This is a genomic window from Pseudomonas sp. BF-R-30, assembly GCF_019956175.1.
GTDB lineage: Bacteria > Pseudomonadota > Gammaproteobacteria > Pseudomonadales > Pseudomonadaceae > Aquipseudomonas > Aquipseudomonas jessenii.
The window spans coordinates 1-26,711 of sequence record NZ_JAHBDE010000041.1 but is presented as its reverse complement, the minus strand read 5'-3'; the positions used below and the strand labels follow the sequence as shown (position 1 = coordinate 26,711).

The 26,711-nt window shown below is 59.2% G+C and carries 24 protein-coding genes; 12 read left to right on the top strand and 12 right to left on the bottom strand.

All coding sequences use genetic code 11. From position 1 onward, the window contains the following. Nucleotides 1–349 precede the first annotated feature (349 nt). Nucleotides 350–952: a cold-shock protein gene (locus KGB20_RS29140; RefSeq protein ID WP_057713515.1), complete on the top strand. Its 603-nt coding sequence runs from the start codon at nt 350–352 to the stop codon at nt 950–952. A 64-nt stretch (nt 953–1,016) separates the two neighbouring features. On the opposite strand, the gene KGB20_RS20195 is transcribed toward KGB20_RS29140, so the two are convergent. Together KGB20_RS20195 and KGB20_RS20190 are read right to left on the bottom strand one after the other, a co-directional pair. Then, on the bottom strand, nt 1,017–1,220 hold the full coding sequence (locus KGB20_RS20195) for a SlyX family protein (protein WP_154860426.1): 204 nt from the start codon (nt 1,218–1,220) through the stop codon (nt 1,017–1,019). 3 nt (nt 1,221–1,223) lie between these two features. Beyond that, nucleotides 1,224–1,649, bottom strand: a complete 426-nt coding sequence (locus KGB20_RS20190) for an HIT domain-containing protein (RefSeq protein ID WP_150813356.1) — start codon at nt 1,647–1,649, stop codon at nt 1,224–1,226. A gap of 908 nt (nt 1,650–2,557) precedes the next feature. Here KGB20_RS20190 and KGB20_RS20185 point away from each other — a divergent pair. Next, nucleotides 2,558–3,886 carry an OprD family porin gene (locus KGB20_RS20185; RefSeq protein WP_154860427.1) on the top strand — a complete coding sequence of 443 codons (1,329 nt, stop codon included), beginning with the start codon at nt 2,558–2,560 and terminating at the stop codon, nt 3,884–3,886. Between the two features lie 144 nt (nt 3,887–4,030). Here the strand turns inward: KGB20_RS20185 and KGB20_RS20180 are convergent, their stop codons facing one another. Together KGB20_RS20180 and KGB20_RS20175 are read right to left on the bottom strand one after the other, a co-directional pair. Continuing rightward, entirely contained in the window at nt 4,031–4,873 is an 843-nt protein-coding gene (locus tag KGB20_RS20180; RefSeq protein WP_057713512.1) for a mechanosensitive ion channel family protein, read from the bottom strand. A 137-nt stretch (nt 4,874–5,010) separates the two neighbouring features. After that, nucleotides 5,011–5,496 (bottom strand): YajQ family cyclic di-GMP-binding protein, encoded by a 486-nt coding sequence (locus KGB20_RS20175; protein ID WP_007990750.1) that lies wholly within the window; start codon nt 5,494–5,496, stop codon nt 5,011–5,013. 135 nt (nt 5,497–5,631) lie between these two features. On the opposite strand from KGB20_RS20175, the gene KGB20_RS20170 reads away from it, so the two are divergent. Genes KGB20_RS20170 through KGB20_RS20160 form a run of 3 tightly spaced genes read left to right on the top strand, consistent with a single transcriptional unit; the run spans nt 5,632 to nt 9,215 of the window. Beyond that, nucleotides 5,632–6,549, top strand: a complete 918-nt coding sequence (locus tag KGB20_RS20170) for a putative 2-dehydropantoate 2-reductase (protein ID WP_150813305.1) — start codon at nt 5,632–5,634, stop codon at nt 6,547–6,549. 45 nt (nt 6,550–6,594) lie between these two features. Beyond that, the gene (locus KGB20_RS20165; RefSeq protein WP_150813357.1) at nt 6,595–8,631 is read left to right on the top strand and encodes a sensor histidine kinase; all 2,037 of its coding nucleotides are present in this window, start codon (nt 6,595–6,597) and stop codon (nt 8,629–8,631) included. Between the two features lie 2 nt (nt 8,632–8,633). Next, nucleotides 8,634–9,215, top strand: a complete 582-nt coding sequence (locus tag KGB20_RS20160; protein WP_057713510.1) for a cob(I)yrinic acid a,c-diamide adenosyltransferase — start codon at nt 8,634–8,636, stop codon at nt 9,213–9,215. A gap of 106 nt (nt 9,216–9,321) precedes the next feature. Here the strand turns inward: KGB20_RS20160 and KGB20_RS20155 are convergent, their stop codons facing one another. The 4 genes from KGB20_RS20155 to secA all read right to left on the bottom strand — a co-directional run bounded on the left by KGB20_RS20155 (nt 9,322) and on the right by secA (nt 15,151). Then, on the bottom strand, nt 9,322–10,269 hold the full coding sequence (locus KGB20_RS20155; RefSeq protein WP_150813306.1) for a Nudix family hydrolase: 948 nt from the start codon (nt 10,267–10,269) through the stop codon (nt 9,322–9,324). Next, nucleotides 10,266–10,898 (bottom strand): glutathione S-transferase family protein, encoded by a 633-nt coding sequence (locus tag KGB20_RS20150; protein WP_154860428.1) that lies wholly within the window; start codon nt 10,896–10,898, stop codon nt 10,266–10,268. Before KGB20_RS20150 ends, KGB20_RS20155 begins: the two co-directional genes overlap by 4 nt. Nucleotides 10,899–11,077: 179 nt before the next feature. After that, on the bottom strand, nt 11,078–12,295 hold the full coding sequence (gene argJ / locus KGB20_RS20145) for a bifunctional glutamate N-acetyltransferase/amino-acid acetyltransferase ArgJ (RefSeq protein ID WP_056726069.1): 1,218 nt from the start codon (nt 12,293–12,295) through the stop codon (nt 11,078–11,080). Between the two features lie 120 nt (nt 12,296–12,415). After that, a complete protein-coding gene (secA, locus tag KGB20_RS20140; RefSeq protein WP_150813309.1) occupies nt 12,416–15,151 on the bottom strand; it encodes a preprotein translocase subunit SecA in 2,736 nt (911 codons plus the stop codon). A 307-nt stretch (nt 15,152–15,458) separates the two neighbouring features. Between secA and KGB20_RS20135 the strand changes: the two genes are divergently transcribed. Then, entirely contained in the window at nt 15,459–15,914 is a 456-nt protein-coding gene (locus KGB20_RS20135; protein WP_154860429.1) for a DUF721 domain-containing protein, read from the top strand. Nucleotides 15,915–16,035: 121 nt separating this feature from the next. Here KGB20_RS20135 and KGB20_RS20130 read toward each other — a convergent pair whose 3' ends face one another. Then, on the bottom strand, nt 16,036–17,514 hold the full coding sequence (locus KGB20_RS20130) for a helicase HerA-like domain-containing protein (RefSeq protein ID WP_154860430.1): 1,479 nt from the start codon (nt 17,512–17,514) through the stop codon (nt 16,036–16,038). A gap of 188 nt (nt 17,515–17,702) precedes the next feature. Here KGB20_RS20130 and KGB20_RS20125 point away from each other — a divergent pair, with 188 nt between their 5' ends. The 4 genes from KGB20_RS20125 to KGB20_RS20110 all read left to right on the top strand — a co-directional run bounded on the left by KGB20_RS20125 (nt 17,703) and on the right by KGB20_RS20110 (nt 22,676). Continuing rightward, a complete protein-coding gene (locus KGB20_RS20125) occupies nt 17,703–19,592 on the top strand; it encodes a methyl-accepting chemotaxis protein (protein ID WP_150813312.1) in 1,890 nt (629 codons plus the stop codon). Nucleotides 19,593–19,802: 210 nt separating this feature from the next. Next, on the top strand, nt 19,803–20,915 hold the full coding sequence (locus KGB20_RS20120) for a glycosyltransferase family 4 protein (protein ID WP_154860431.1): 1,113 nt from the start codon (nt 19,803–19,805) through the stop codon (nt 20,913–20,915). Further along, nucleotides 20,908–21,684, top strand: coding sequence for a DUF2334 domain-containing protein (locus tag KGB20_RS20115; RefSeq protein WP_154860432.1), 777 nt, complete (start codon nt 20,908–20,910; stop codon nt 21,682–21,684). The genes KGB20_RS20120 and KGB20_RS20115 overlap by 8 nt, the downstream gene beginning before the upstream one ends. Continuing rightward, nucleotides 21,681–22,676, top strand: coding sequence for a YbhN family protein (locus tag KGB20_RS20110; RefSeq protein WP_154860433.1), 996 nt, complete (start codon nt 21,681–21,683; stop codon nt 22,674–22,676). The genes KGB20_RS20115 and KGB20_RS20110 overlap by 4 nt, the downstream gene beginning before the upstream one ends. Here KGB20_RS20110 and KGB20_RS20105 read toward each other — a convergent pair. Both KGB20_RS20105 and purU read right to left on the bottom strand, forming a co-directional pair. Beyond that, entirely contained in the window at nt 22,663–22,839 is a 177-nt protein-coding gene (locus tag KGB20_RS20105; protein WP_173677941.1) for a hypothetical protein, read from the bottom strand. The genes KGB20_RS20110 and KGB20_RS20105 overlap by 14 nt on opposite strands. A gap of 86 nt (nt 22,840–22,925) precedes the next feature. Beyond that, nucleotides 22,926–23,774 (bottom strand): formyltetrahydrofolate deformylase, encoded by an 849-nt coding sequence (gene purU / locus KGB20_RS20100; RefSeq protein ID WP_057713501.1) that lies wholly within the window; start codon nt 23,772–23,774, stop codon nt 22,926–22,928. Nucleotides 23,775–24,110: 336 nt separating this feature from the next. On the opposite strand from purU, the gene mvaT reads away from it, so the two are divergent. Then, nucleotides 24,111–24,488 carry a histone-like nucleoid-structuring protein MvaT gene (gene mvaT / locus KGB20_RS20095; protein WP_007933316.1) on the top strand — a complete coding sequence of 126 codons (378 nt, stop codon included), beginning with the start codon at nt 24,111–24,113 and terminating at the stop codon, nt 24,486–24,488. Nucleotides 24,489–24,587: 99 nt separating this feature from the next. Here mvaT and sbcB read toward each other — a convergent pair whose 3' ends face one another. Then, nucleotides 24,588–26,018 (bottom strand): exodeoxyribonuclease I, encoded by a 1,431-nt coding sequence (gene sbcB, locus KGB20_RS20090; protein ID WP_154860434.1) that lies wholly within the window; start codon nt 26,016–26,018, stop codon nt 24,588–24,590. 200 nt (nt 26,019–26,218) lie between these two features. On the opposite strand from sbcB, the gene KGB20_RS20085 reads away from it, so the two are divergent. Further along, nucleotides 26,219–26,711, top strand: a 493-nt coding sequence (locus tag KGB20_RS20085; RefSeq protein ID WP_223532952.1) for an RDD family protein, incomplete at its 3' end; no start/stop codon positions are given.

Genomic DNA, 26,711 nt, shown 5'->3' with positions numbered 1-26,711 from the left:
CCCACACTGCGAAGCGATACCCCCTTCAGAAGCACCTTATGGAATGGCGTAGGAAAGAAGAGCGCGAACAACACTCCAAGGTGCCTGGCACAACCCGCCGTTGTGCCGCAGCCCCGGAACTTCGGGCAACCCGCGGCAAATCCCCCTCCCAAAAGAGCCGCCGGACGCCCTGATTTGAGTAGCCTGCGGCTTTGCTGTTAAATAGACAGCGTGTCGCCAGTGCCCATTTTTACCGGGCTCGGCGCATAGGCTGATACCGGGTACGTGTCCAACGCCTCTTTATTATCTTGAAGCGAACCGTGCGCCATCAGCTCTTCCTTGTGAGCTGTCTTAACGTGAGTTAATCAAAATGTTGAAAATCGTCCATCTGTTGATAGGCGCAGCGGCCTTGCTGCTGTCCTTCATCCCTAGCCTGCAATCCGAAGCCTTACCTTACCTGCAACAACCCGACGCGCTGTACCTGGCCTTTTTCGGTCTGCTCAACCTCACACTTGCGCCTGTCATCCCTTACTGGAACAAAGGCCCGCGTCACCAACTGCAAAACCTGGTCAGCGCCCTGCTGGTTCTGAGCGTGGTCCTGCAGACCCTGACGCTGATCGCACCGATGCCCGTCATCGCCGGTCAACCCGCCGTACTGTTCAGCCTGGTCGCTGCCCTGATCGCCGTTACCCTGCACCTGGGCATCAGCTTCTACAAGTCGTCACCAGCCGCCACCTCGCCAAGCTACGACATGAGCAACCGCGATACCGGCACCGTCAAGTGGTTCAACACATCCAAAGGCTTCGGCTTTATCTCCCGCGACTCCGGTGACGATATCTTCGTCCACTTCCGAGCCATTCGCGGCGAAGGCCACCGTGTCCTGGTCGAAGGCCAGCGCGTGGAGTTCTCCGTCATGAATCGTGACAAGGGCCTGCAAGCCGAAGATGTGATCGCCGCACTGCCGCGCCGCTGATTCAAGGCTAAAAAAAACCGCGCACAGCCGAGCTGTCCGCGGTTTTTTCATGCCTGCGACACTCTTAATAGTGCGGCGGCGCCTCTTCTTCGAATGACTCGAACTGCCCGACCATTTCCTCCTGCCGCTTGAGCAGCGCAGCCATTTGCAGCTGCAGGCGCTCGACCACCCGCTGCTGCGCCACCAGCACATCGTTCAACGCCTGGATGGTGTCATCCTGAAACGCCAGACGGCTTTCAAGCTCGGTAACGCGCTCTTCCAGGCTCATGCTTCAGCCCTCCAGAAACGTAAATTCATCGGTCAAAATCAAGCGCAAACGTTCGCGAATCGCGGCGATCTGCTCCGAACTGTAGGGTTTCGCCGGATGCTTACCCCAAACCGGCGCTGGCCAGGCGGCATCTTCGCGCTTGCGCACAATCACATGCATGTGCAACTGACTCACGACATTGCCCAGCGCCGCCACATTCAACTTGTCCGCATCGAACGCGTCCTTGAGCACTTGCGACAGCACTGTTGTTTCCTGCCAAAGCTGTTGCTGCTCTGCGACATCCAACTGAAATATCTCGCTGATAGCCTCGCGACGAGGTACCAGGATGAACCAGGGATAGTTCGAATCGTTGGACAGCAGCAACCGGCAGAGCGGAAAGTCCCCGATCGGTAACGTGTCTTGTTGAAGTCGTGGATCTAAAGTGAACACTGCGCGTACTCCCGCCGGGCCATCATTTTTCAGCTTAGCGCCCATCCAGAGGGACAGCGCACCAAGCGACCGGACGGCAGCATACCTGCGAACGGCGCAGGCTTCACGGCGAACCTTGCATCGAAGCCACGAGCGCCAGTGGAAATCTGACAGCCGCCCCCGAATGGGACAATTTTCGCTGCCGCGCACCTTTACAGAACCGAACGACAGGCAACAAACGCCGAAATGACTGATCAACAAGGAAAAGTTCGCTTCAGGCAAGCGGCCGACAGAGATGAATTCAGTACAGGGCTAAAATTTTTTGCACCAAAACCGCACAGTGGGTCTACGCTGAACGCTTCGACATCCGCCATTTACTCAGTGGTGGGGTGAACCGGTAACATTTTTGGTTGCCAGACTGTCGACCAGAAGGCCGCAACATGATGTCAGGCAAGGCGTCAAGCCCAAACCAAAAGCGCTTGAACCCCCCGGTTTTATGAGGTTTTTACAGCACCTGGCAGCCAACAAGAAAAAAATCGAAAAAAAGACGATTTTGTGCACGCTTGTTGCATTCATACCCAACATCGCCCGAGTCGCACCCGCTGGAAGCGGAGGCCCTCAGGCAAAAAAAACAGTGGCAAGGTAGCCCGATGGAGATTCAAACGTTTCACCAGGACTCTTTTTACCGACGACAAGGCGCAAAAAACAGCATTAAAGTTGTCCGCCCGGTTGCGTCGGAGCTGGAAATTTGCGACATCTACCACGCTGTTTGCGACAGGGTCGTAAAGAAGGCGAAAGGTTAGATGCGCAAGTATCGCCAACATTGTCGGCGTGATATAAGTTTGCGCCGACACAAAAAGAAAGAGCCGCCCAGATAATAAAACAGGTGGGACGGCAGTACTCTTCTAAAACCAAAGGAGCAAATCACGATGCGCGTGATGAAGTGGAGCATGATCGCACTGGCAGTTGCAGCAGCAGCCAGTACCCAATTGGCTACGGCCGCCCCTTTCGTAAGTGACCAGGCTGAAGCCAAAGGTATTGTTGAAGACAGCACGCTGAACTTGCTGGTTCGCAACTACTACTTCAACCGTGATAACAAAGACGGTGGCCGAGACCAGAAAGACTGGACCCAAGGCATCTGGGGCAATTTCAGCTCCGGTTACACCCAAGGCCTGATCGGTGTTGGTGTTGATGCATTCGGTTACCTGGCAATCAAACTGGACGGCGGTGATGGCACCGGCGGCACCGGCAACATGAGCCGCGACGCCGATGGCGAAGTCAACGACAGCCAGGGCAAAGCAGGCGGCGCAGTTAAATTCCGCGTATCCAAAACCGAGCTGAAAGTCGGCGACATGCAGCCAAGCACTGCTCCAGTGTTTGCAGTTGGCGGTTCCCGTATCCTTCCTCAAACTGCCAGCGGCATCCAGCTGCAGAGCAGCGAAGTCAAAGACCTTGACCTCGAAGCCGGTCACTTCTACTCGGCGACCAGCCAGGACCGCAACGCCCGTGACGGCGGCCTGTTTGCAACCTACGCTGGCGTAGAAGCCAACAGCATCGACTACTTCGGTGGTAAATACGGCATCACCGACAACCTGTCGGCATCGCTGTATGGCGCCAAGCTGGAAGACATCTGGAACCAGTACTACGCCAACCTGAACTACACCATCCCGCTGGGTGGCGATGAGTCGCTGAACCTGGACGGTAACATCTACAACACCAAAGATACCGGTGACGCCAAAGCGGGCGAGATCAGCAACACCGCTTACTCCCTGGCAGCCGCTTTCTCGTTCATGAAAGCACACACCATCACCCTCGCCTTCCAGAAGATCAACGGTGACACTCCGTTCGACTACATCGGCGTGGGCAAAAACAACCGCGGTGGCGACTCGATCTTCCTCGCCAACTCCATCCAGTACTCTGACTTCAACGCTCCGAACGAGAAGTCTGCCCAGGTTCGTTACGACCTGAAAATGGCTGAGTACGGCGTTCCAGGTCTGAGCTTCATGACCCGTTACGTTAAAGGTTGGGACATCGACGGCACCAAGGCTCCAGTTGGCGGCGCTTACGAAGGCATCTACGGTGCAGACGGCAAGCACAACGAAACCAACTTCGAAGCCAAGTACGTTGTTCAGTCTGGCCCGGCAAAAGATCTTTCCTTCCGTATTCGTCAAGCATGGCACTTCGCTAACGCTGACGAAGGTGAAGGCGACGTGAAAGAGTTCCGTTTCATCGTCGACTACCCGCTGTCGGTTTTGTAATCGCATCCAGTTAGTTTGCGGTAACAAAACAAAAGGCCCATCTCCGGATGGGCCTTTTTTGTTGGCTGTCGCCTGACTGCTTTAACGACCTGCCCCTTACAGAACATGCCTGACCAAAGAGTCAGACATTGTTCAAATGACCTGTTACTGCACCGCAGACTCCTGAACCACACGAATAACCCGCTGTGGAAACGGAATATCGATGCCGGCCTCTCTCAGGCGATCACGGGATAGTTCGTTGAACATGAACAACACATCCCAGTAATCGGCAGTCTTTACCCAGACACGAAGCGAAAGCGTGATCGAACTGTCACCCAGGGTAGAAACAACTGCCTGTGGTTCCGGATCTGTCAATACTCGCGGGTCCCTGGCCAATTCCAGTAAAACTTCACGGGCTTTCTGAAGGTCCGCTTCGTAATCAACGCCTACATCAAACACGACTTTACGAGTCGGCTGACGGTTTGTGTTAGTGATGATGCCATTCGACAGATTGCCGTTCGGCACGATGATGGTCTTGTTGTCACCAGTACGCAGTACGGTATGGAAAATCTGGATGCTGTCGACAGTACCGGCGATACCCTGAGCCTCGATCCAGTCGCCGATGCGAAACGGACGGAACAGCAAAATCAGCACGCCACCGGCGAAGTTCGCCAGGCTGCCCTGCAAGGCCAGGCCAATGGCCAGGCCTGCCGCACCAATCGCCGCCACAAACGAAGTGGTTTCCACACCGATCATCGAGGCCACGCTGACGACCAGCAGGATCTTGAGGATGATATTCGCCAGGCTGCTGATAAAGCCTTGCAGCGCCAGGTCGGCATTACGTAATGCAATCAGGCCGCCGAGCTTTTTCGTGACCTTGTTGATCAGCCACCAGCCGATGGCCAGGGTGATGACCGCCAGCAGTACACGGCTGCCGTATTCCATGATCATCGGGATCCAGCTTTGGGATACCTTGACCAGATTGTCTACCTCGGCATTTAAGTCCATCTACATTCTCCTGTTTTCCGGCTACCCGGCATGCGTAAAAAAAGCGGCAGAAAGATCTAACCGCGACGGGCTCAATCGTTTCTGCCGTTGCTGGGGTCTGCGACGTCGCAAACGCCAGGAGGTTCCCGCTTTCAAGATCAGTCGCGGAAGTTGTTGAACTGCAGCGGCATACCGAATTCTTTGGCCCGCAGCACTGCAATGGCTTCTTGCAGGTCATCACGCTTTTTACCGGTGATGCGAACCTGCTCGCCCTGAATGGCTGCCTGGACCTTGAGCTTGGCATCTTTGACATGAGCGACGATTTTCTTCGCCAGCTCCTTGTCGATGCCTTCCTTGAGGACGGCGTCCTGCTTCATCAGCTTGCCCGACGCGAACGCGTCCTTGACTTCAAGGCACTGCACGTCGATTTTGCGCTTGACCAGCGCCAGCTTGAGGATCTCAATCATCGCTTCGAGCTGGAAATCCGCTTCGGCGGTCAGGTTGACGGTCAGGTCTTTTTCCTTGAACTCGAAGCTGCCTTTGCCTTTCAGGTCATAACGACGATCGAGTTCCTTGACGGCGTTCTCGACCGCGTTGGTGACTTCGTGTTTGTCCAGTTCGGATACCACGTCGAACGACGGCATGTAATCTCTCCAAATTTAAAGGCGCACTGATGGAGCACGCCTGGCTTGCGGTTAAAATCCGCGCTGATTATAACGGGTCTTTCCCATCATTCACTGCGAGCTGCCGATGCACGCCTTAAACAGAGCAAAAAGCTGATGTCCACCACCTGGCATGTACTGGGCGCCGGCAGCCTCGGCACATTATGGACGACACGTCTGGCACGGGCTGGCGTGCCGGTCAGGCTGATCCTGCGGGACACCGCGAGACTGCAGGCCTATGAGGCGGCCGGTGGATTGACACTGGTGGAACACGGCGAGGCACAACACTATGCCGTGCCCGCCGAGACAGCCGACAGCCCGCAACCGATCCACCGCCTGCTGGTGGCGTGCAAAGCTTACGATACCGAAAGTGCGGTGGCTCGATTGGCGCCACGCCTGGCCCCAGGCGCCGAACTGATCCTGTTGCAAAATGGCCTGGGCAGTCAGGACGCGGTAGCCGCACAGGTTCCTCAGGCTCGCTGCATCTATGCCTCGAGCACAGAAGGTGCCTTCCGCGATGGCGATTGGCGCGTGGTGTTTGCCGGGCATGGTTTCACCTGGCTGGGGGATGCGAGCCATCCGGTGGCGCCGATCTGGCTCGATGACCTGAGCGCTGCCGGCATTCCCCACGAGTGGAGCACGGAGATTCTGACCAGGCTGTGGCGCAAACTCGCCCTCAACTGTGCGATCAATCCGCTGACGGTGCTGCACGATTGCCGCAACGGCGGTTTGCAGCAACATCAATGTGAGGTCGCCACCCTGTGCGGCGAACTGGCGGAGTTGCTTGAGCGTTGTGGTCAGCCGGCAGCCGCCGAAAACCTGCAGCAGGAAGTCGAACGAGTGATTCACGCCACCGCAGCCAACTACTCCTCGATGCATCAGGACGTCACGAGCCAGCGCCGCACGGAAATCAGCTACCTGCTCGGTTACGCCTGCAAAGTGGCCGGGCGTCATCAACTGAACCTGCCTCACCTCAATCAACTTGAGGCAAGGTTGATCGCTCGCCTGCAAAGCCTTGGATTGCCCAGCGACTGAGCAGCGGCTACGCTGGCCACTTGTTCCTTGTCTGCGATGAATCCGATGCCATTGCGCCAGCGCCTTGAAAACCTGCCCGTCGGCCAGAAACTGCTGGCCGCCCTGCTGGTACTGATGGTCACCGTCCTGCTGGTTGCCAACCTGACCTTTATCAGTGCCGCCTACTACATCTCCCAGGAAAGCATGGCGCCCCAGGCTCTGCAGACCATCGGCCGCCTGATATCCAACCCGACCCTGGCCTCCGAAGCCCTGGCGTCACCGCAAAGCGCCGAGCGCCTGCTCAATGAACTCAACAGCTATTCGCCGTTGCGCGCGGCGGCCCTGTATGACGGAAAGGGTGAGCGATTGGCGCAATTGCAGCATGGCGACAACCTGGAACTGCCGAAGCGTTTCCGGCATATCGAAGACTGGCAGGCCACCGAGTTTCGTACCAACCAGGTCATCCCCCTGGCCCGCACCGGTGCGGCACCAGGGCACCTGTTGTTGGTGGCCACGAGCGAACTGCCAGTGGCGTTCTACACCGGGACCCTGACGGCCAGCCTGGGGATTCTGATCTTCAGCGTGCTGCTGTGGCTGATCATTGCCCGCCAGATCAAGCGCTTGATTACCCGGCCGATCCACCAACTCGAGGAATTGTCCCGGCAGGTAACCCGTGAAGAAAACTATGCACTGCGTGCTTCGCGCGGAAACCACGATGAAATCGGCAGCCTCGCCGAGGCGTTCAATACCATGCTTTCGCGGATCGAGGCCAGGGAGCAGCAACTCAAGCGGGCCAGGGACGACTCCCAGGCAGCCTACGACCAGGCCCAGGGTCTGGCAGAGGAAACCCGCCATACCAACCGCAAACTGGAGCTCGAAGTCCAGGTGCGCAGCAAGATCGAGAAAAAGCTCACCGGTTTCCAGAACTACCTCAACAGCATCATCGACTCCATGCCGTCGGCGCTGATCGCACTCGACGAACAGCTCTACGTGACGCAATGGAACCAGGAGGCCAGTGCCCTGTCCGGCACGCGTCTCGATGAAGCCCTGAACCAGCCTATCTTCCTCGCCTTCGAACCGCTCAAGCCGTTCTTGCCGCAACTCAAGGAAACGGTCGAGCAGCATACGGTGGCCAAGATCGAACGTGTCACCTGGCTCAAGGACGATGAGCCCCGCCACTACGCCCTGACTTTCTACCCGCTGATGGGCGGTGCCGGGCGTGGCGTGGTAATCCGGATCGATGACATCACCCAGCGCCTGTCTCTGGAAGAGATGATGGTGCAGTCGGAGAAAATGCTTTCGGTGGGTGGTCTGGCCGCCGGCATGGCCCACGAGATCAACAACCCGCTGGGCGCGATCCTGCACAACGTGCAAAACATTCGCCGGCGCCTGTCACCCGATTTGCCGAAGAACCTCGAAGTGGCTGAACAGGCCGGCATCGAACTGACGACGGTCAACCAGTACCTGCAAGTTCGCGAGGTGCCACAGTTGCTCGACGGCATCCAGCAGGCAGGTGCCCGGGCGGCGAAAATCGTCACCCACATGCTCAGCTTCAGTCGTCGCAGCACCCGCCAGATGGCCCCTTGCGACCTGCCCGCCCTGATCGACCAGGCGGTGGAGATCGCCGGTAACGATTTCGACCTGGCGATCGGCTTCGACTTCAAGGGCCAGGCCATCATTCGTCAGTTCGATCCCGCGCTGGGACCGGTCCCCGGCACCGCCAACGAACTGGAGCAAGTGCTGCTCAACCTGTTGAAAAACGCTGCGCAAGCCATCCACCAGCGCGAAGATGACAGCGAGCCTGGACGGATCATTCTGCGCACCAGGCTCAACCCGCCATGGGCGGAAATTCAGGTCGAGGACAACGGCATCGGCATGAGCGAAAGCGTGCGCAAACGGACCTTCGAACCATTCTTCACCACCAAGGAAATCGGCCAGGGCACCGGGCTTGGCCTGTCGGTGTCGTACTTCATCGTCACCAATAACCACAAAGGGCAGATGGAAGTGCAATCGACGCTTGGCCAAGGCACCTGCTTCACCTTGCGCCTGCCCCTGGCGAGCACGCCGCCTGTCTCGCAACAACTCAATCTGCTATCGAGGTAACCATGGGCTTTCGTTTGTCGAAGATTTACACCCGCACTGGCGACAAAGGCGAGACCGGGCTGGGCGATGGTCGTCGCGTGCCCAAGGATCACCCGCGGATCGAGGCCATTGGCGAAGTCGATACGCTGAACAGTCAGGTGGGCGTGTTGCTGGCCGGGTTGGCAGCGCAAACGGGTCAGTTTCCGGACTTGAACGAAGTGATCGAGGTATTGGCCCCCTGCCAGCATCGGTTATTTGATCTGGGTGGCGAGCTGGCGATGCCGGTGTATCAGGCGTTGAATGCAGCGGAAATCGAACGACTGGAAGCGGCGATCGATCTGTGGAATGAAGAGCTGGGGCCGCTGGAAAACTTCATCTTGCCCGGCGGCTCGACGCTGATTGCCCAGGCCCATGTCTGCCGCAGCCTGGCGCGCAGCGCAGAACGGCGATGTCAGCAGCTCAACGCGATTGAACCGTTGGCCGGGGTTGGCCTGGCGTACATCAATCGGTTGTCGGATTTGTTGTTTGTTGTGGCGCGGTTGATTGCCAAGCGTCAGGGAGTGGCGGAGATACTTTGGCAGCCTGCGGCGAAACCTGAGGTTTAATCGGCGCCTGTCAGGGCCCCTTCGCGGGCAAGCCCGCTCCCACAGGTTTTGTGAACGCCACAAATCTACTGTGGGAGCGAGCTTGCTCGCGATGAGGTCATTTGCATCACTGGGAATCAGGCCAAAACGCCCGAATCCCCGCCACCCCCTGCGCACCCGCAGCCCAGGCTTTCTCGACCTCCGACGGACCTACACCACCGAGCAGGAACACCGGCTTGCTGAAGCCCTCGATCAGGCTCGATGCCTGCTCCCAACCCAACGGCTCGGCGCCAGGGTGAGTCAGGGTCGGTTGAACCGGCGACAGGGTCACGAAATCCACCCCCATCTGTTCGGCCAGCGCCAACTCTTCAGCGTTATGGCAAGACGCCGCCAGCCAGCGCGATGCCGGAAGCGGTCGGCCAGCCGCTGCGTATTTGCGCAGTTGCGCCGCGGTAATGTGCCAACCGGCGGACGGGAAGTCGCCCAGCCATTCGAATGGCCCCTTGATCATCAATTGCGCCTTGCCGGCACACAGCCCCACAGCATCCACTGCCAGGTCGCGGTATTTCGGGTCGTAGCCGTTCGGTGCACGCAACTGGATCAGCTTGACGCCGCCGGCAATGGCCTTCTGAATACCACGCAACAACGCGGGGGGTTCCAGGTCTTCCGGGGTGATCAAGTACTGCTCGGGTAACCGTGCGGCCGCGACGATCGGCCGGTTGGCTTCAGGGAACTCATAATCCGACAGGTCGCGGGGTGTCACCCAGGCCAGCGGTTGTCCCTCGGCACCGTGGGGCTCGCCGCTAAACGCCGAGACTTCCCAGACATCCAGCAACACCTGCTTGTCCGGGTAATCGTGCCGGACCTTGATCAGCGGGCGCGCCGCGCCGACCACGATGCCCAGTTCCTCATGGAGTTCGCGGGCCAGTGCGGTTTCGACCGACTCGTCGGCCTCGACCTTGCCCCCGGGAAACTCCCACAGGCCACCCTGGTGCTGGGTATCGGCACGGCGGGCGATAAGGATCTTGCCGTTGTTATCACGGATAACGGCGGCGGCTACATGAACTCGTTTCACCGCTCGATTTCCTCCAGTCCGGCCTTCTGCCAGGCCTTGAACGCTGGCCATTGGTAGAGGGTTTCAACATAGGCTTCATCAGCCGCGGACAGTTTCACCCGATAGGTGCGCAGGCGCACGGCGATGGGTGCAAAGAACACATCCGCCAGACTGATACGACCAAACAGGTACGGTCCGGTTTCTGTCGCGACAGCACGGCACTCCGCCCACAACGCTGACATGCGCTCGATGTCCGCCTGGACATCGGCCGGGACCGGCGACAGCGCTGAGTCATGGCTCAGGTCGAACGGCATGTTGCCGCGCATGGCGAAAAAGCCACTGTGCATCTGCGCGCACGCCGAACGCGCCTGGGCACGGGCGGCGGTGTCTTTGGGCCACAGGTTCGCGTCGGGAAACTGTTCTGCCAGGTATTCGGCAATCGCCAGGGAGTCGGCGATGGTACCGTGTTCGGTTTTCAGCAGCGGGACCTTGCCGGTTGGCGAATGCTTGAGCAGACGCTCACGGGTGTCCGGCTGATTCAGCTTGATCAGTTCTTCGGTGTAGGAGGCGCCGGTCAGATCCAGAGCCAGGGCCCCGCGCAGGGACCAGGAAGAAAGCAGTTTGTCGCCGATGATCAGGTGCAGGCTCATGTTCGGGGTGCCTTCTCGTCAGGGTAACAAGCAAGAATATCCAGCGTCTGGTCGTCAGCCTTCGCGAGCAAGCCCGCTCCCACAGTTGATCGGACAGTACTCACATTTTGTGTTCACTGAAGATCTCCTGTGGGAGCGGGCTTGCTCGCGAATGGGACGACTCGGTCTTTAGCCGTGTATCAAGTACGGTACTCGGCGTTGATCTTCACGTACTCGTGGGACAGATCGGTAGTCCAGATGGTTTCACTGCAATCGCCACGACCCAACTCGATACGGATGGTGATTTCTTCCTGCTGCATCACCGCCGCGCCCTGGGCTTCGGTGTAGGTCGCCGCGCGCGCACCACGGCTGGCGATGCACACGTCGCCGAGGAATACGTCGATCTTGCTCACGTCCAGGTTCGGTACACCGGCACGGCCGACGGCGGCCAGGATGCGGCCCCAGTTCGGGTCGGAAGCGAAGAGCGCGGTCTTGATCAGCGGCGAGTGAGCCACGGTGTAACCAACGTCCAGGCATTCCTGGTGGTTGCCGCCACCATTGACTTCAACAGTGACGAATTTGGTCGCGCCTTCACCGTCACGAACGATGGCCTGGGCTACGTCCATGCACACTTCGAACACCGCTTGCTTGAGTTTGGCAAACAGTTCGCCTTCGGCGCGGGTGATTTCCGGCAGCGCAGCCTGACCGGTGGCGATCAGCATGCAGCAGTCGTTGGTCGAGGTATCACCATCGATGGTGATGCGGTTGAACGACTTGTTGGCGCCATCCAGCATCAGGTTTTGCAGCACATCGCGGGAGACTTTGGCGTCGGTGGCGATGTAGCCGAGCATGGTCGCCATGTTCGGGCGAATCATGCCGGCGCCTTTGCTGATGCCGGTAACGGTGATGGTCACACCGTCGTGCTGGAACTGACGACTGGCGCCCTTTGGCAGGGTGTCGGTGGTCATGATGCCGGTGGCGGCAGCTTCCCAGTTGTGGATCGACAGGTCATCGAGGGCCGCTTGCAGCGCGCCTTCGATTTTCTCGACCGGCAGCGGCTCGCCGATCACACCGGTGGAATACGGCAGCACCTGGCTGGCATCGACACCGGTCAACTCGGCCAGTTTCGCGCAAGTGCGCTCGGCGGCAGCCAGGCCAGGTTCGCCCGTGCCGGCGTTGGCATTGCCGGTGTTGGTCAACAGATAACGCACAGGGCCTTGTACGCGTTGCTTGGCCAGGATCACCGGTGCGGCGCAAAAGGCGTTCAGGGTGAACACGCCGGCAACCGTGGAGCCCTCAACACAGCGCATGACCACAACATCCTTGCGCCCCGGGCGCTTGATGCCAGCCGAGGCGATACCGAGTTCAAAACCGGCAACCGGGTGCAACGTTGGCAAAGGACCAAGACCAACAGCCATGAATGCGCTCCTTTATAAATGATGTCAGCACCGTTTCAGCAGAACGGTGGTTCGAATGGTAAAACGCCGCGACGGCAGAAGCCGGTCGCGGCGCGGGTATTTCAGCGATTGAAACGGGTTTTACTGAATCTGCCCGTGGCAATGCTTGAACTTCTTGCCCGAACCGCAGTAGCACAACTCGTTGCGACCCAGCTTCTGCTCGTTGCGAACCGGCGCGGCAGCGAGGGCAACATCGACCTCTTCGCCCAACACTTCAGGCTGTTCAAGGCCTGGAGCCTCTTCATGCAGGAACTGCATGCGAGCGGCCAATGCCTCGGCTTCCTGACGCAGGCGCTGCTCCTCTTCGATCGGGTCTTCGCGACGAACCTGAACGTGGGACAGCACACGGATCGAATCGCGCTTGATCGAATCCAGCAATTCGGAGAACAGGGTGAAGGACTCGCGCTTGTATTCCTGCTTCGGGTTCTTCTGGGCATAGCCACGCAAGTGGATACCGTGGCGCAGGTGATCCATGGTCGACAGGTGGTCTTTCCACAGGTCGTCCAGTACGCGCAGAACGATTTGCTTCTCGAAGGTGCGCAACGCTTCGGCGCCCGCCTGGTCTTCTTTCTCGTTGTACGCCGCGATCAGTTCCTGCATCAGTTTCTCGCGCAGGGTTTCTTCGTACAGGTGGTCGTCTTCGTCGAGCCACTGCTGGATTGGCAGCGCCACACCGAAATCGCTCTGCAACGCGGCTTCCAGACCGGCCACGTCCCACTGCTCGGGCAGCGATTGTGGAGGAATGTGCGCGCTGACGGTGGCGTCGAGCACGTCCTGACGGAAGTCAGCGATGGTCTCACCGATGTTGTCGGCGGCCAGCAACGTGTTACGCATGTGATAGATCACTTTACGCTGTTCGTTGTTGACGTCGTCGAACTCGAGCAGTTGCTTGCGAATGTCGAAGTTGCGGCCTTCGACCTTGCGCTGGGCCTTTTCGATAGCGTTGGTCACCATGCGGTGCTCGATCGCTTCGCCAGGCTGCATGCCCAGGGCCTTCATGAAGTTTTTCACCCGGTCAGAGGCGAAGATGCGCATCAGGCTGTCTTCCAGCGACAGGTAGAAACGGCTGGAACCGGCGTCGCCCTGACGACCGGCACGACCACGCAACTGGTTGTCGATACGGCGCGATTCATGGCGCTCGGAGGCAATCACCTGCAAACCGCCCGATTCGAGCACTTGCTGGTGACGTTTCTGCCAGTCGGCCTTGATCTGGGCAATCTGCTCAGGGGTCGGGTTTTCCAGGGAAGCCACTTCCACTTCCCAGTTACCACCCAACAGGATGTCGGTACCACGACCGGCCATGTTGGTGGCGATGGTCAGCGCGCCCGGGCGACCGGCCTGGGCAATGATCTCGGCTTCCTTTTCGTGGAACTTGGCGTTCAGGACCTTGTGTTCGATGCCTTCCTTCACGAGCAGGCTGGACATGTGCTCGGAGGTTTCGATAGTGGCGGTACCGACCAGGACCGGACGGCCCGCGGCCATGCTTTCCTTGATGTCGGCCACGATTGCCGCGTATTTCTCGTCGGCGGTCAGGAACACCAGGTCGTTGTAGTCCTTACGGGCCAGCGGCTTGTTCGGTGGAATCACCATGACCTGCAGGCCATAGATCTGGTGGAACTCGAACGCTTCGGTGTCGGCCGTACCGGTCATGCCGGACAGTTTGTTGTACAGACGGAAGTAGTTCTGGAAGGTGGTCGACGCCAGCGTCTGGCTTTCGGCCTGGATGTTCAGGTTTTCCTTGGCTTCGATGGCCTGGTGCAGGCCTTCGGACAAGCGGCGGCCCGGCATGGTACGGCCGGTGTGCTCGTCGACCAGTACGACCTGACCGTCCTGCACGATGTATTCGACGTTGCGATGGAACAGCTTGTGCGCGCGCAGGCCGGCGTAAACGTGAGTCAGCAGGCTCAGGTTGTGGGCCGAGTACAGGCTCTCGCCTTCAGCCAGCAGGCCGATGCGGGTCAGCGTTTCTTCGACGTACTGGTGACCGGCTTCGTTGAGTTCGACCTGACGGGTCTTCTCGTCGACGGTGAAGTGACCGGCCTGGGTCACTTCGCCTTCGACTTCTTCAACGTGCAGCTTGAGCTGCGGGATCAGCTTGTTGACCTCGATGTACAGCTTGGAGCTGTCTTCGGCCTGACCGGAGATGATCAGCGGCGTACGGGCTTCGTCGATGAGGATCGAGTCGACTTCGTCGATCACGGCAAAATTGAGTTCGCGCTGGAATTTTTCTTCCATGCTGAACGCCATATTGTCGCGCAGGTAATCGAAACCGAATTCGTTGTTGGTGCCGTAGGTGATGTCGGCGGCGTAGGCAGCGCGCTTCTCTTCCGGCGGCTGGAACGGCGTCACAACGCCGACCGTCAGGCCGAGGAATTCATACAGCGGGCGCATCCAGTTGGCGTCACGGCGGGCCAGGTAGTCGTTCACCGTCACAACGTGCACGCCGTTGCCGGACAGCGCGTTGAGGTAAACGCCCAGTGTTGCCACCAGGGTCTTGCCTTCACCGGTACGCATTTCCGCGATCATGCCTTCATGCAAGGTCATGCCGCCGATCAGCTGGACATCGAAGTGGCGCATGCCCATGACACGCTTGCCGGCTTCGCGGGCGACCGCAAAGGCTTCTGGCAGCAGTTTGTCGAGGGATTCCCCTTTGGCGATGCGGGCCTTGAACTCGCTTGTCTTGGCACGCAATTGATCGTCCGAAAGGGCCACCATTTGCTCTTCGAAGGCATTGACGAGTTGCACCGTCTTGAGCATGCGTTTGACTTCACGCTCGTTCTTGCTTCCAAAAAGTTTCTTTAACAAAGGCGCAAACATATCGGCAGGATCTTCCACACTAAAGGGATGGAGGGCGGCCCCGTGAGTCGCCCGTGCAGCCCTCATGGCCGCATGCGAACGAGCATTCTACCCGGAAACGATGGAGAGGAAAGTGGCGATATTCCACGATGCTGGCACAGCGCTTTGACGGGGCTCACTTAAAATAAGGGCGTTTTGCTCAACTTCAAGCCGTTCAAGGCAGAAGTTAGTTGTTGATTTAATGGGTAAAGCGCCCACAAAAGCAATGGGCGGGTGCACTCGGCGCTTTCTGCTACCATGGCGCCTCTGTTACTTCAGGTGTCTGATCATGGCATTTCGCCCACTTACGGCCAAAGTACCTGCCGTTCTACTACGCGAAGCCAAGCCGCTGAAGGCCATTCTCGGCCACGCTCAACGCCTGGGTCATCTGCAACGTTTGCTCGAAAGCCAATTGCAACCCGCCGCTCGCGAGCATTGCCACGTGGCTTCCTGGCGCGAAGGCAGTTTGTTGCTGATTGTCACCGACGGTCATTGGGCAACTCGCCTGCGTTACCAGCAAAAGCGTTTGCAGCGGCAATTGCAGATGTTCGATGAGTTCGCCAATCTGACCCGGATCCTGTTCAAAGTTCAACCGCCGACCGTTCAGCAAGGTGCGGCCGGGCATACCATGGATTTGTCCAACGACGCGGCAGCGACCATCCAGGCCACGGCCGATGGGATCAGCGACCCGAATTTGCGGGCAGCGCTGGAGCGACTGGCGGCGCACGCCAAATCCAAATCCTGACACAGAACCCATGTGGGAGCGGGCTTGCTCGCGAAGGCGGTGTGTCAAACAACATAACGTTGACTGACATGCCCCCTTCGCGAGCAAGCCCGCTCCCACAGTTAGATTGTGGTCGCTCAAGCTAGCGGCGTTTTTTGCTGCCTAGCAACGAACCCATCAACCCGCGCACCAACTGTCGGCCAATCTGGTTCGCCGCCTGTTGCATCGCCGATTTCAGTGCCTTCCCTGCCGCGGTGCCGAGGAACTCTCCCGCCTGTTCGGTGAAGCTCGGTTCCTGTTTACCCTGCTCCGCTTCAGGCTCAGGCGCCAGGCCCTTGCGTCCCATCAGCACCTCATAGGCCGAGTCACGGTCAATCGGCTTGTCATAACGCCCTTGCAAAGGTGAACCGGCAATCAACGCCGTGCGCTCGGCGGCGGTCAAAGGCCCGATCCGCGATTGCGGCGGTGCCACCAGCACCCGCCGGACCATTTCCGGCGTGCCTTTTTCCTGCAGGGTGCCGACCAGCGCCTCCCCGATCCCGAGCTCGGTCAGCACCGACAACGCATCAAACGCCGGGTTCGGCCGGAAACCATCGGCTACCGCGCGCAGGGACTTCTGTTCCTTGGCGGTGAACGCACGCAGACCGTGCTGGATGCGCAAGCCCAACTGCGCCAGCACATCATCCGGCAGGTCACCCGGCGACTGGGTGACGAAATACACGCCCACGCCTTTCGAACGAATCAGCCTCACGACTTGCTCCAGACGATCACGCAATGCCTGGGGCGTACCGTTGAACAACAAGTGGGCCTCGTCGAAGAACAGCGCCAGCAACGGCTTGTCGGCATCGCCACGCTCCGGCAACTGTTCGAACAGCTCTGCCAGCAGCCACAGCAGGAACGTCGCGTAGACTTTCGGCGCTTCATGCACCAGGCGGCTGGCATCCAGCAAATGAATGCGACCGCGCCCGTCCGCCGTGGGCTGGAGGATGTCTTCGAGTTGCAGCGCCGGCTCGCCGAACAAGGCTTCGGCGCCCTGTTGCTCCAGGGTCGCCAGACGTCGCAGCAATGCCTGGCTGGAGCCGGTGGTCATCAACGCCGCATCGTCGCCCAGCAACTGGGGGTTGTCCCGCAGGTGATTGAGCAATGCCTTCAGGTCCTTGAGATCAAGCAACAACAGGCCTTCGCGGTCCGCCACCTTGAACGCGGCGTACAGCGCCGACTGCTGGCTGTCGGTCAGCTCCAGCAGACTGCCCAGCAGCAGCGGCCCCATTTCACTCAAGGTTGTGCGTAAAGGATGACCGGACTGACCGTGTATGTCCCACAACGTCACCGGATAAGCCTGAGGCTTGTGGTTGAGCCAGGGCATCCCGGCAATCCGCTCGGCGATCTTGCCTTGGGGATTGCCGGCGGCGCCGAGGCCGCACAGGTCACCCTTGATGTCCGCGGCGAACACCGCCACGCCGGCATCGCTGAAGGCTTCGGCCATTCGTTGCAAAGTGACTGTCTTGCCGGTGCCGGTCGCGCCCGCGATCAATCCGTGGCGGTTCGCCAGGCGCATGGCCTGGGCAGTCGGCTGCCCTTCTGGATCGGCGCCGATAACGAGTTGCAATGAGTCAGGCATTTGGTCACCCATGATTAATCTTTGGTCCTACACGGCCGATAGAGATAACGACAAAGCAGTCAGACACGATCTGGTCGGAAATTTCCCTAAGGAGAGTCGGAAAATTCACTTGCTTTCAACCTTGCCCGTCGTGCGTCCCTTTATAAAAGCACGCGCTGGACATTAAGACCTTAGCGGAACCCCAAGCCATGAACAAAAATCTGCGTTTCAGCCATAAAATCCTGCTTGCTGCCGCCCTCATTGTGATTGCCGCCTTCGCCTCCTTTACGCTGTACAACGACTACTTGCAGCGCAATGCCATCCGCAAAGACCTGGAAAATTATCTGCAGGAAATGGGCGCGGTGACCGCCAACAATATCCAGACCTGGTTGAACGGGCGCAGCCTGCTGATTGAAAACCTGTCACAAACTGTTGCGCTCAACCCCGATGCCGACAACGTTTCCAGCCTGCTTGTACAAAAAGCCGTGACCTCGACCTTCATGGGCGCCTACCTCGGCAACAAGGATGGCTCTTTCATCATTCGCCCGGACAGCAAGATGCCCGATGGCTACGACCCGCGTGCACGTCCCTGGTACAAGAGCGCGCAAAGCAGCAGCAGTTCGGCATTGACCGAGCCTTACATTGATCTGGCCTCCGGCCAACTGGTGATTTCCATTGTCGACAGCGTTATCAAGGACGGCCAGAACATCGGCGTGGTCGGTGGCGACCTGAGTTTGCAAGTGATCGCCGACAGCCTTGGCAAGCTGGATTTCGACGGCATGGGTTATGCGTTCCTGGTCAGCTCCGACGGCAAGATCCTGGTACATCCCGACAAAGCGCTGGCGATGAAGGCGCTCAAGGATGTCTACCCGCAAGACACGCCGGCCATCAGCAGCGCCATGAGCGAAATCCAGGTCGACGGCAAAACCCGCATCGTGACCTTCACCCCGATCAAAGGCTTGGCATCGGTCAACTGGTACATCGGTCTGTCGGTCGATAAGGAAAAAGCCTACTCGATGCTCAGCGAATTCCGCACCTCGGCTGTGGTTGCGACCATCATCGCCGTGGCCATCATCATCGCCCTGCTCGGCATGCTGATTCGCATCCTGATCCAGCCGTTGCACGTCATGACCCGCGCCATGGCCGACATCGCCGACGGCGAAGGCGACCTGACCAAGCGCCTGACCATCCAGAACAATGACGAATTCGGCACTCTGGGCACCGCGTTCAACCGTTTCGTCGAGCGCATTCACGGCTCGATCCGCGAAGTGTCTTCGGCCACCGGGCAAGTCAACGAAGTGGCATTGCGCGTAGTGGCCGCTTCCAACTCGTCGATGTTCAACTCCGACCAGCAAGCCTCGCGCACCAGCAGCGTCGCGGCCGCAATCAACCAGCTCGGCGCCGCCGCCCAGGAAATTGCCCGTAACGCCGCTCAGGCTTCGAGCCAGGCCAGCGATGCCCGCAGCCTGGCCGAAGACGGCCAGCAAGTGGTGGACCGCAGTATCGTGGCGATGAATCAACTGTCGAGCATGCTCAGTGCATCGAGCTCCAACATCGAATCGCTGAACAGTAAAACGGTGAACATCGGGCAGATTCTCGAAGTGATCACCAGCATTTCCCAGCAAACCAACTTGCTGGCGCTCAACGCCGCCATTGAAGCCGCCCGCGCCGGTGAAGCCGGTCGTGGATTTGCCGTGGTGGCGGACGAAGTGCGCAACCTGGCACATCGCACGCAGGAATCGGCGCAACAGGTGCAAACCATGATCGAGGAGCTGCAGGTCGGCGCCCGGGAATCGGTCAGCACCATGAGCGATAGTCAGCGCCACAGCCAGGACAGCGTGGAAATCGCCAACCTTGCGGGTGAGCGCCTGAACAGCGTGACGCTGCGTATCGGTGAAATCGACGGCATGAACCAGTCGGTGGCCACCGCGACCGAAGAACAGACCGCCGTAGTGGAGTCGATCAACGTCGACATCACCGAAATCAACACGCTGAACCAGGAAGGTGTGGAAAACCTGCAATCGACATTGCGCGCGTGCTCGGACCTTGAGCAGCAGGCGGCGCGGTTGAAGCAGTTGGTAGGTAGCTTCAGGATCTAAGGCAACCTCACCGGCCTCATCGCGAGCAAGCTCGCTCCCACAGTAGATCTATAGTGCGACAAAGATTCCTGTGGGAGCGAGCTTGCTCGCGATAGCGGCCTGCCAAACGATACATCCCCCCGCCGACATCCCTCCCGCACAACCCCAACCGAACATCTATCCTTCATATAGGTCAACCAAAGGAGAAACAGGACCGGAGGATCGTTCATCGTGCATATCGCGGACATCACCATGTTCTACGCCCCTGCCAGCGGAGGCGTGCGCACTTATCTGGATGCCAAGCACCGTCGCCTGGGCATCAAGCCAGGCATTCGCCACAGTTTGCTGATCCCCGGATCGTCCTTTGGAGAGCAGGATGGCATCTTCACAGTTCCCGCCCCTGCCCTGCCCTTCGGCAAGGGCTATCGCTTTCCTCTGCGTCTGGCGCCCTGGCGCAATGTCCTGCAAGACTTGCAACCCGACCTGATCGAAGTTGGCGACCCCTACCTCACCGCTTGGGCGGCGCTGGATGCGCGGCGCCAACTCGATGTGCCGATCATCGGTTTTTATCACTCGGACCTGCCCCTGCTGGTCAGCAACCGCATGGGCAACTGGGTGACCAACAACGTCGAGGCCTATGTCAGCAAGCTCTACGGCAACTTCGACCGGGTCCTGGCGCCCAGCCGGGTCATGGCCGACAAACTCACCGGGCTTGGGGTCAGGAATGTCTTCGTGCAGCCGCTCGGCGTCGACCTGCAAACCTTCAATCCCGATGCCAGAGATTCCGGGCTGCGGGCCGAACTGGGTCTGGATGAAAACACCCACCTCTTGATCTTTGCCGGGCGCGGTTCCAAGGAAAAAAACCTGCCGGTGCTGCTCGACTGCATGAAACGCCTGGGCCGACGCTATCACCTGCTGCTGGTTGGGTCGTCGATGCCCACGGCCGTGCCCTCCAACGTGACGGTGATCGACGAGTTCTGCCCGGCGGCGCAGGTGGCTCGCCTGATGGCCAGCGCCGACGCCTTGCTCCACGCTGGCGATCAGGAAACCTTCGGCCTGGTGATACTCGAAGCCATGGCCAGCGGTATTCCGGTGGTAGCCGTGGCGGCCGGGGCTTTCGAAGAAATCGTCACCGAGGACTGCGGCCTGCTCTGTGCGCCGAACAATCCCGCCGCGATGGCCACCGCGGTTCGAGAACTGTTCGGCTCGGGCAGCGTAGCGCTGGGCCGACAGGCGCGATTACATGCCGAACGACATTATGCCTGGGACACGGTGGTCACCAGTTTGCTGCGCCACTACCACGCCGTGCTCGGCAGCCAATGGCCGCTGACAGCCAATGGTTGAGCCCATGAACAGTCCCGCTTTACTGCTGGTACTGCACGACGTGGCGCCGCCCACCTGGGCCGATTACCAGCCGTTCGTCAAAGCCGTCGACGCTTTGGGTGGCGTGCCGATCACCTGGCTGGTGGTGCCGGATTTGCACAAACACAACAATCTGGACGCCCATCCGCAATTTTGCCGCCAGCTCAGTGCCAGGGTCGCCCGGGGCGACGAACTGGCACTGCATGGCTATTTCCATTGCGACGAGGGGCCGATGACCCGCAATCCCCGCGACTGGTTCATGCGTCGGGTCTACACCCACGAAGGCGAGTTTTATCGTTTGTCGCAGGAAGACGCCCTCGCCCGCCTGCGTTCGGGCATCGAGATGTTCCACCGCCATGACTGGCCGCTGGAAGGGTTCGTCGCCCCGGCCTGGCTGATGAGCCAAGGCACTCGCCAGGCATTGCGCCAATTGCCGCTGAGTTACACCAGCGACTCGCAACATTTATACCGGCTACCGGATTTCACCGCGCTCCAGGCGCCGGGGCTGGTCTGGAGTGCGCGCAGCGCCTGGCGCCGGGGTGTGTCGAAGCTCGTCTGCGACCGGCGTGAACAGCGCTGGCAGCACGCTCCGGTGATTCGCCTGGGCCTGCACCCGGTGGACATGCGCCATGAGTTCTCGCGCCGATACTGGCTAAAAACCCTTGAGCGCCTGCTCGACAACGGACGGGTGCCAATGACCAAGGCCCACTGGCTGGCGATGCAAAACGACCGACTGGTCCGTGCCGCATGAGTCGCGCACTGCTGTTGCTCGTCGGTCTGCTCGCGGCAGTGCTGATTCCATTACTGTTGGGCGGCAGCGAAATCTGGTCTCGGCTGACCGCCTTTCCGCTGCCGTGGTTGCTGGTCATGTTCGGCATGATCCTGTTGTGCTGGGGGGTGAACACCCTGCGTTTGCGCCTATTGCTGGGGGATCAATGCGACAAGGTCGGCCGGCTCAGGAGCCTCGGCATGGTGATGGCCGCCGAATTCGCCTACTGCGCCACGCCCGGCGGTAGTGGCGGGCCTCTGACGATCATGGCTTTGCTGGCGCGTCACGGTGTGCGTCCAGCCAGGGGCAGTGCGGTGTTTGCCATGGATCAACTGAGCGACTTGCTGTTTTTTCTCTGTGCCTTGAGCGGGATTCTGATTTACGCCCTGTTCCAGCACCTCAGCCAGCGTATGGAATGGATGCTGATGGTCAGCGCCGTTTCGCTGTTCGGCGGCCTGGTCAGTTGCGTCATGGTGGCGCGCTATCACCGATTATTGATTCGCCTGAGTGGTCGCTGGCTCGCCCGACTCAATGTCAAAGCGGCCACTCGAATGCGCTGGGCGCGCAAACTCCTGCAGTTTCTGGCGGCGTTTACCGACACGTTGAAGTTGCCCGTGCAGACCTTGATCAAGGTATTCGCCCTGACCTGTGTACATTGGGGCCTGCGCTACAGCGTGCTGTACCTGGCGTTGCGCGGGCTCGGCGCGGATTTGCAGTGGGCCTGGAGTTTTCTGATCCAGATGCTGGCACTGAGCGCCGGGCAATTCAGCCTGCTGCCGGGCGGAGCCGGGGCGGCTGAGCTGACGTCCGCCGCGCTGCTGGCGCCCATGGTCGGGAAGTCCACGGCAGCCGCGGCGATTCTGATTTGGCGGGCGGTAACCTATTACTTCTATTTACTGGTTGGTGGGCCGGTGTTTCTGCTGATGCTGGGTCGGCCGCTGCTGAAGAAGTTGATGAAACTCAGGCAGGCTTAGGTTTGTCCTCGGGCTCTTGCTGCAACTGTTCCCACAACTGCGCGGCGTCGGGAAACTCCGTACCGGTTTCAGGCCCCATGTCATCCGGGTCGTAGCGGCTCAGGCAACCCTCGCCCAGCGTGGCGGGAGCCTTGGAAGTGGCTTTGTCCAGTGGATCGGCCATGGTCATGTCCTCGGTGCAAAAACGGCGAAGGGCCTGAAGCGATTGAACGCCCAGGCCCTTCGAATTTCAACGGTGACGTACGTCTGTCAGAAGACGACGGTCTTGTTGCCGTGCACCAGCACGCGGTCTTCCAGGTGATAACGCAAGCCACGGGCCAGCACCATTTTCTCGACATCGCGGCCGAAACGCACCATGTCTTCGATGCTGTCGCTGTGGTTGACGCGCACCACGTCCTGCTCGATGATCGGGCCGGCATCCAGCTCTTCGGTCACATAGTGACAAGTCGCGCCGATCAGCTTCACGCCACGCAGGGAGGCCTGGTGGTACGGCTTGGCACCGACGAATGACGGCAGGAAGCTGTGGTGGATGTTGATGACCTTGTGCGCGTATTCGCTGCACAACTCAGGCGGCAGGATCTGCATGTAGCGGGCAAGTACCACCACTTCGGCATCGTGTTGCTTGACCAGGCGCGAAACCTCGGTGAAGGCTGGCTGCTTGTCCTGTGGATTGACCGGGACGTGGTAGTACGGGATACCGTGCCACTCCACCATGCTGCGCAAGTCATCATGGTTGGAAATCACACAGGAAATTTCACAGTCCAGTTCATCGCTGTGCCAGCGGTGCAGCAAGTCGGCCAGGCAGTGCGACTCGCGGCTGGCCATCAGGACCACGCGCTTCTTTTGCTCGGTATCGGTGATGCGCCAGTCCATCGAGAACTCTTCGGCGATCGGGGCAAAGGCTTCACGAAACGCTTCGATACCAAATGGCAGGGAGTCGGCACGGATTTCGTGACGCATGAAGAACCAGCCACTGAGATTGTCCGAGTGATGGCTCGCTTCAGTGATCCAGCCGTTGTGTGATGCCAGAAAGTTACTGACTTTGGCAACGATGCCAACACGGTCCGGGCAAGAAATCACCAGACGAAAAGTGCGCATGAGGGGGGAACTCCAGAACTTCGCAAAGGCCGCCATTCTAGCGATTGCGCAACAAAACTGCAGTATTGTTGACGTTTCGCCCTGCCGGAAGGTCAGTGCGACAGGGTGGACACCAGCAGCGCCTGCTTGCACAGATGCTCTTGCGGTGCCGGCCAATTGTTAATTTATGTATATCTGACAGACCGGGACCACACTAATAATCGCACTACCAATGCGCGCAAAAACCCCGGCAATTAAATTAAATAAACTTGCCTTAAATGTTTACTTGATGAAACACCGTGACTATTATTGCCGCACTGTCATCTGCCATCCAGCGCACAACATAAGGTAGTCCACATGTCCTTGATCAACGAATATCGCGCCACCGAAGAAGCTATCAAAGAGCTGCAAGCCCGTTTGAAGAACCTGTCCCAAGACGACAAACTGCAAACCGAGCTGGAATTCGAAGGCAAACTGCGCACCCTGATGGGTGAATACTCCAAGTCCCTGCGCGACATCATCGCGCTGCTGGATCCAGAATCCAAAACCAAGGCACCACGCGGCGGTGCAGTGAAAACTACCGGCACCAAGCGTGCTCGCAAAGTTAAACAATACAAAAACCCGCACAACGGTGAAGTCATCGAAACCAAGGGTGGCAACCACAAGACTCTGAAAGAGTGGAAAGCCAAGTGGGGCGGTGACGTGGTGGAAGGCTGGGCAACCCTGCTGGGCTAAGCCTCAGAGCTTGTCGCAGATGGATCCGTGACAAAAAATAACGCCAGCAAATGCTGGCGTTTTTTTATGCTCGGCGTTTAAGCCCTGGCATGTTCGATTTCAAAGACTCAAACGCTGGCGCAGTCCCTGGACATAATCCTGCCACTCACCGAGCACCCCCTGCTGAAACGCAGTAGCACTAACGCTCAATTGGGCCGCGGCTTCTACAAAACTTTCAAGGGTATTTGGCGCCCCCCATTCAGGGTCTGACAAACGTTTCTGACAGAATATTCGCCAGCGTTCTTGCTCTTCGGGATTCAACGTGTCGGGAAAGTTGCGTGCGCGATATCGAAACAGCAATTCAGGCAAACGTTCGTCATCGAAAGGCCACTGTTCTTGTGCCAATTGCATCGGGTCAACGGCCCTGACTTGTTCACACAATCGCCGATCCCGATCACCGATAAATCCATCGTATAACTGTTGCTCCGGATCCTGGCTCTGGGAAAAGTCTTCGCGGGCATAAATCGCCAGGATTTTATCCAGCCAAACTTTCCGGGCGCCATTGAGCTGCGACACCCTCTGCTGATACAGCGCCATATCCAGCCCCAAACGCTGCTGATCTTCCTGGCGAAGTACCGACAACGGTGCCACCACCGGACACTTGTTGATGTGAATCAGCTTCAACGGCACCGGCAACTCGCCTTCGGCCAGTTCGTCGCGGCGGGTATACAAGCGCTGGCGCAAACTTTCGGCATCCAGGTCGAGCAGGCCCTGGGGATCGAGGTGCAGGTCACAGACAATCAGGGCGTTCTTGTTGCGCGGGTGCCAGGCCAGCGGCAACACCACCCCCACATAGTTGCGCGCGGCCGAAAAACGTCCGGAAACATGCACCAGCGGTTGCAGCAGGCGTATCTGGTCCATGACTTTTTGCTTGCTGCGCAGTTGAAACAGCCAGGCGTACAGCTTTGGCTGTTTTTCCCGTATCAGGCGCGCCAGGGCGATCGTCGCGCGAACGTCCGACAGTGCTTCGTGGGCATTGCCATGATCGATGCCATTGGCAGCGCTGAGGCGTTCGAGCTTGAGCGTGACCCGCCCCTCGTCATCGGTCGGCCAGACCAGGCCATCGGGACGCAAGGCATAGGCGGCACGCACCACATCGATCAGGTCCCAGCGGCTATTGCCGCCCTGCCACTCCCGCGCATAGGGGTCGAAAAAGTTTCGGTACAGGCTGTAGCGGGTCATCTCGTCATCGAAACGCAAGGTGTTATACCCCGCACCACAGGTACCGGGCGCCGCGAGTTGGGCATGCACCCGGGTCATGAAATCGGCTTCGCTCAAGCCGTGCTCTTGCAGTTGCCCGGGGGTGATTCCCGTGATCGCGCAGGCGGCAGGATGCGGCAGGATGTCCTCACTGGGCTGGCAGTAAAGATTGACCGGCTCGTCGATTTCATTGAGATCGAAGTCGGTGCGCAGGCCGGCCATTTGCAACGGACGGTCACTACGGGGATTGATGCCAGTGGTTTCGTAGTCGTACCAGAAAATGGAGGTCACGGGCGATTCCTGAACTGAAGATCGGCAAAGTCTAGGCGTTCACCGCCCGCCCCGGCCAGTAGTCTTGTCATTCAAGCACCTTGCGCGACTTACCATGCAATACATAGTTATGTCGTTCCCCCCCGCCCCCGCCCCTCGATTAGGCTGCTAGCATCGAATGGATACACAATCCCGAATAAGGCCACATCATCAGGTTGCCCATGCTCGAGACCACAGCACAGCCACGGAATGCGCCGCTGTCACCTCCGCTGGATACGCGGTACCAGGTCGAAACGCCGGAGGGCGTCGACCTGCCACTGCGCCCGGCCGGGTTGATGGTCCGTGCGCTGGCATTCTCCATTGATCTTGGTTTACGCGGCCTGGTCCTGGGCGTGCTGTTCATTGTGCTGGCGATGCTCGGCAAACTGGGAGCCGGGCTCGGCTCGATCCTGCTGTTCGTGGTGAGCTGGTGGTACATGGTGCTGTTCGAGGTGCTGAACCACGGTCGCTCGCCGGGCAAGCAATGGATGGGCTTGCAGGTGGTGCACGACGATGGCACCCCGATCGGCTGGTCGGCGTCGCTGTTGCGCAACCTGCTGCGGGTTGTCGACCTGCTGCCGTTCGGTTACTTCCTCGGGGCCATCAGTTGCCTGCAACATCCCCACTTCAAGCGCCTCGGCGATATCGCCGCCGGGACCCTGGTGATCTACCTGT

Excerpts from the sequence above, each read along its gene's own strand:
- KGB20_RS29140 (WP_057713515.1), top strand. The coding sequence starts at position 350 with ATGTTGAAAATCGTCCATCTGTTGATAGGCGCAGCGGCCTTGCTGCTG.
- KGB20_RS20195 (WP_154860426.1), bottom strand. The coding sequence starts at position 1,220 with ATGAGCCTGGAAGAGCGCGTTACCGAGCTTGAAAGCCGTCTGGCGTTT.
- KGB20_RS20185 (WP_154860427.1), top strand. The coding sequence starts at position 2,558 with ATGCGCGTGATGAAGTGGAGCATGATCGCACTGGCAGTTGCAGCAGCA.
- KGB20_RS20180 (WP_057713512.1), bottom strand. The coding sequence starts at position 4,873 with ATGGACTTAAATGCCGAGGTAGACAATCTGGTCAAGGTATCCCAAAGC.
- KGB20_RS20175 (WP_007990750.1), bottom strand. The coding sequence starts at position 5,496 with ATGCCGTCGTTCGACGTGGTATCCGAACTGGACAAACACGAAGTCACC.
- KGB20_RS20170 (WP_150813305.1), top strand. The coding sequence starts at position 5,632 with ATGTCCACCACCTGGCATGTACTGGGCGCCGGCAGCCTCGGCACATTA.
- KGB20_RS20165 (WP_150813357.1), top strand. The coding sequence starts at position 6,595 with ATGCCATTGCGCCAGCGCCTTGAAAACCTGCCCGTCGGCCAGAAACTG.
- KGB20_RS20160 (WP_057713510.1), top strand. The coding sequence starts at position 8,634 with ATGGGCTTTCGTTTGTCGAAGATTTACACCCGCACTGGCGACAAAGGC.
- KGB20_RS20150 (WP_154860428.1), bottom strand. The coding sequence starts at position 10,898 with ATGAGCCTGCACCTGATCATCGGCGACAAACTGCTTTCTTCCTGGTCC.
- argJ (WP_056726069.1), bottom strand. The coding sequence starts at position 12,295 with ATGGCTGTTGGTCTTGGTCCTTTGCCAACGTTGCACCCGGTTGCCGGT.
- secA (WP_150813309.1), bottom strand. The coding sequence starts at position 15,151 with ATGTTTGCGCCTTTGTTAAAGAAACTTTTTGGAAGCAAGAACGAGCGT.
- KGB20_RS20135 (WP_154860429.1), top strand. The coding sequence starts at position 15,459 with ATGGCATTTCGCCCACTTACGGCCAAAGTACCTGCCGTTCTACTACGC.
- KGB20_RS20130 (WP_154860430.1), bottom strand. The coding sequence starts at position 17,514 with ATGCCTGACTCATTGCAACTCGTTATCGGCGCCGATCCAGAAGGGCAG.
- KGB20_RS20125 (WP_150813312.1), top strand. The coding sequence starts at position 17,703 with ATGAACAAAAATCTGCGTTTCAGCCATAAAATCCTGCTTGCTGCCGCC.
- KGB20_RS20115 (WP_154860432.1), top strand. The coding sequence starts at position 20,908 with ATGGTTGAGCCCATGAACAGTCCCGCTTTACTGCTGGTACTGCACGAC.
- KGB20_RS20110 (WP_154860433.1), top strand. The coding sequence starts at position 21,681 with ATGAGTCGCGCACTGCTGTTGCTCGTCGGTCTGCTCGCGGCAGTGCTG.
- KGB20_RS20105 (WP_173677941.1), bottom strand. The coding sequence starts at position 22,839 with ATGGCCGATCCACTGGACAAAGCCACTTCCAAGGCTCCCGCCACGCTG.
- purU (WP_057713501.1), bottom strand. The coding sequence starts at position 23,774 with ATGCGCACTTTTCGTCTGGTGATTTCTTGCCCGGACCGTGTTGGCATC.
- mvaT (WP_007933316.1), top strand. The coding sequence starts at position 24,111 with ATGTCCTTGATCAACGAATATCGCGCCACCGAAGAAGCTATCAAAGAG.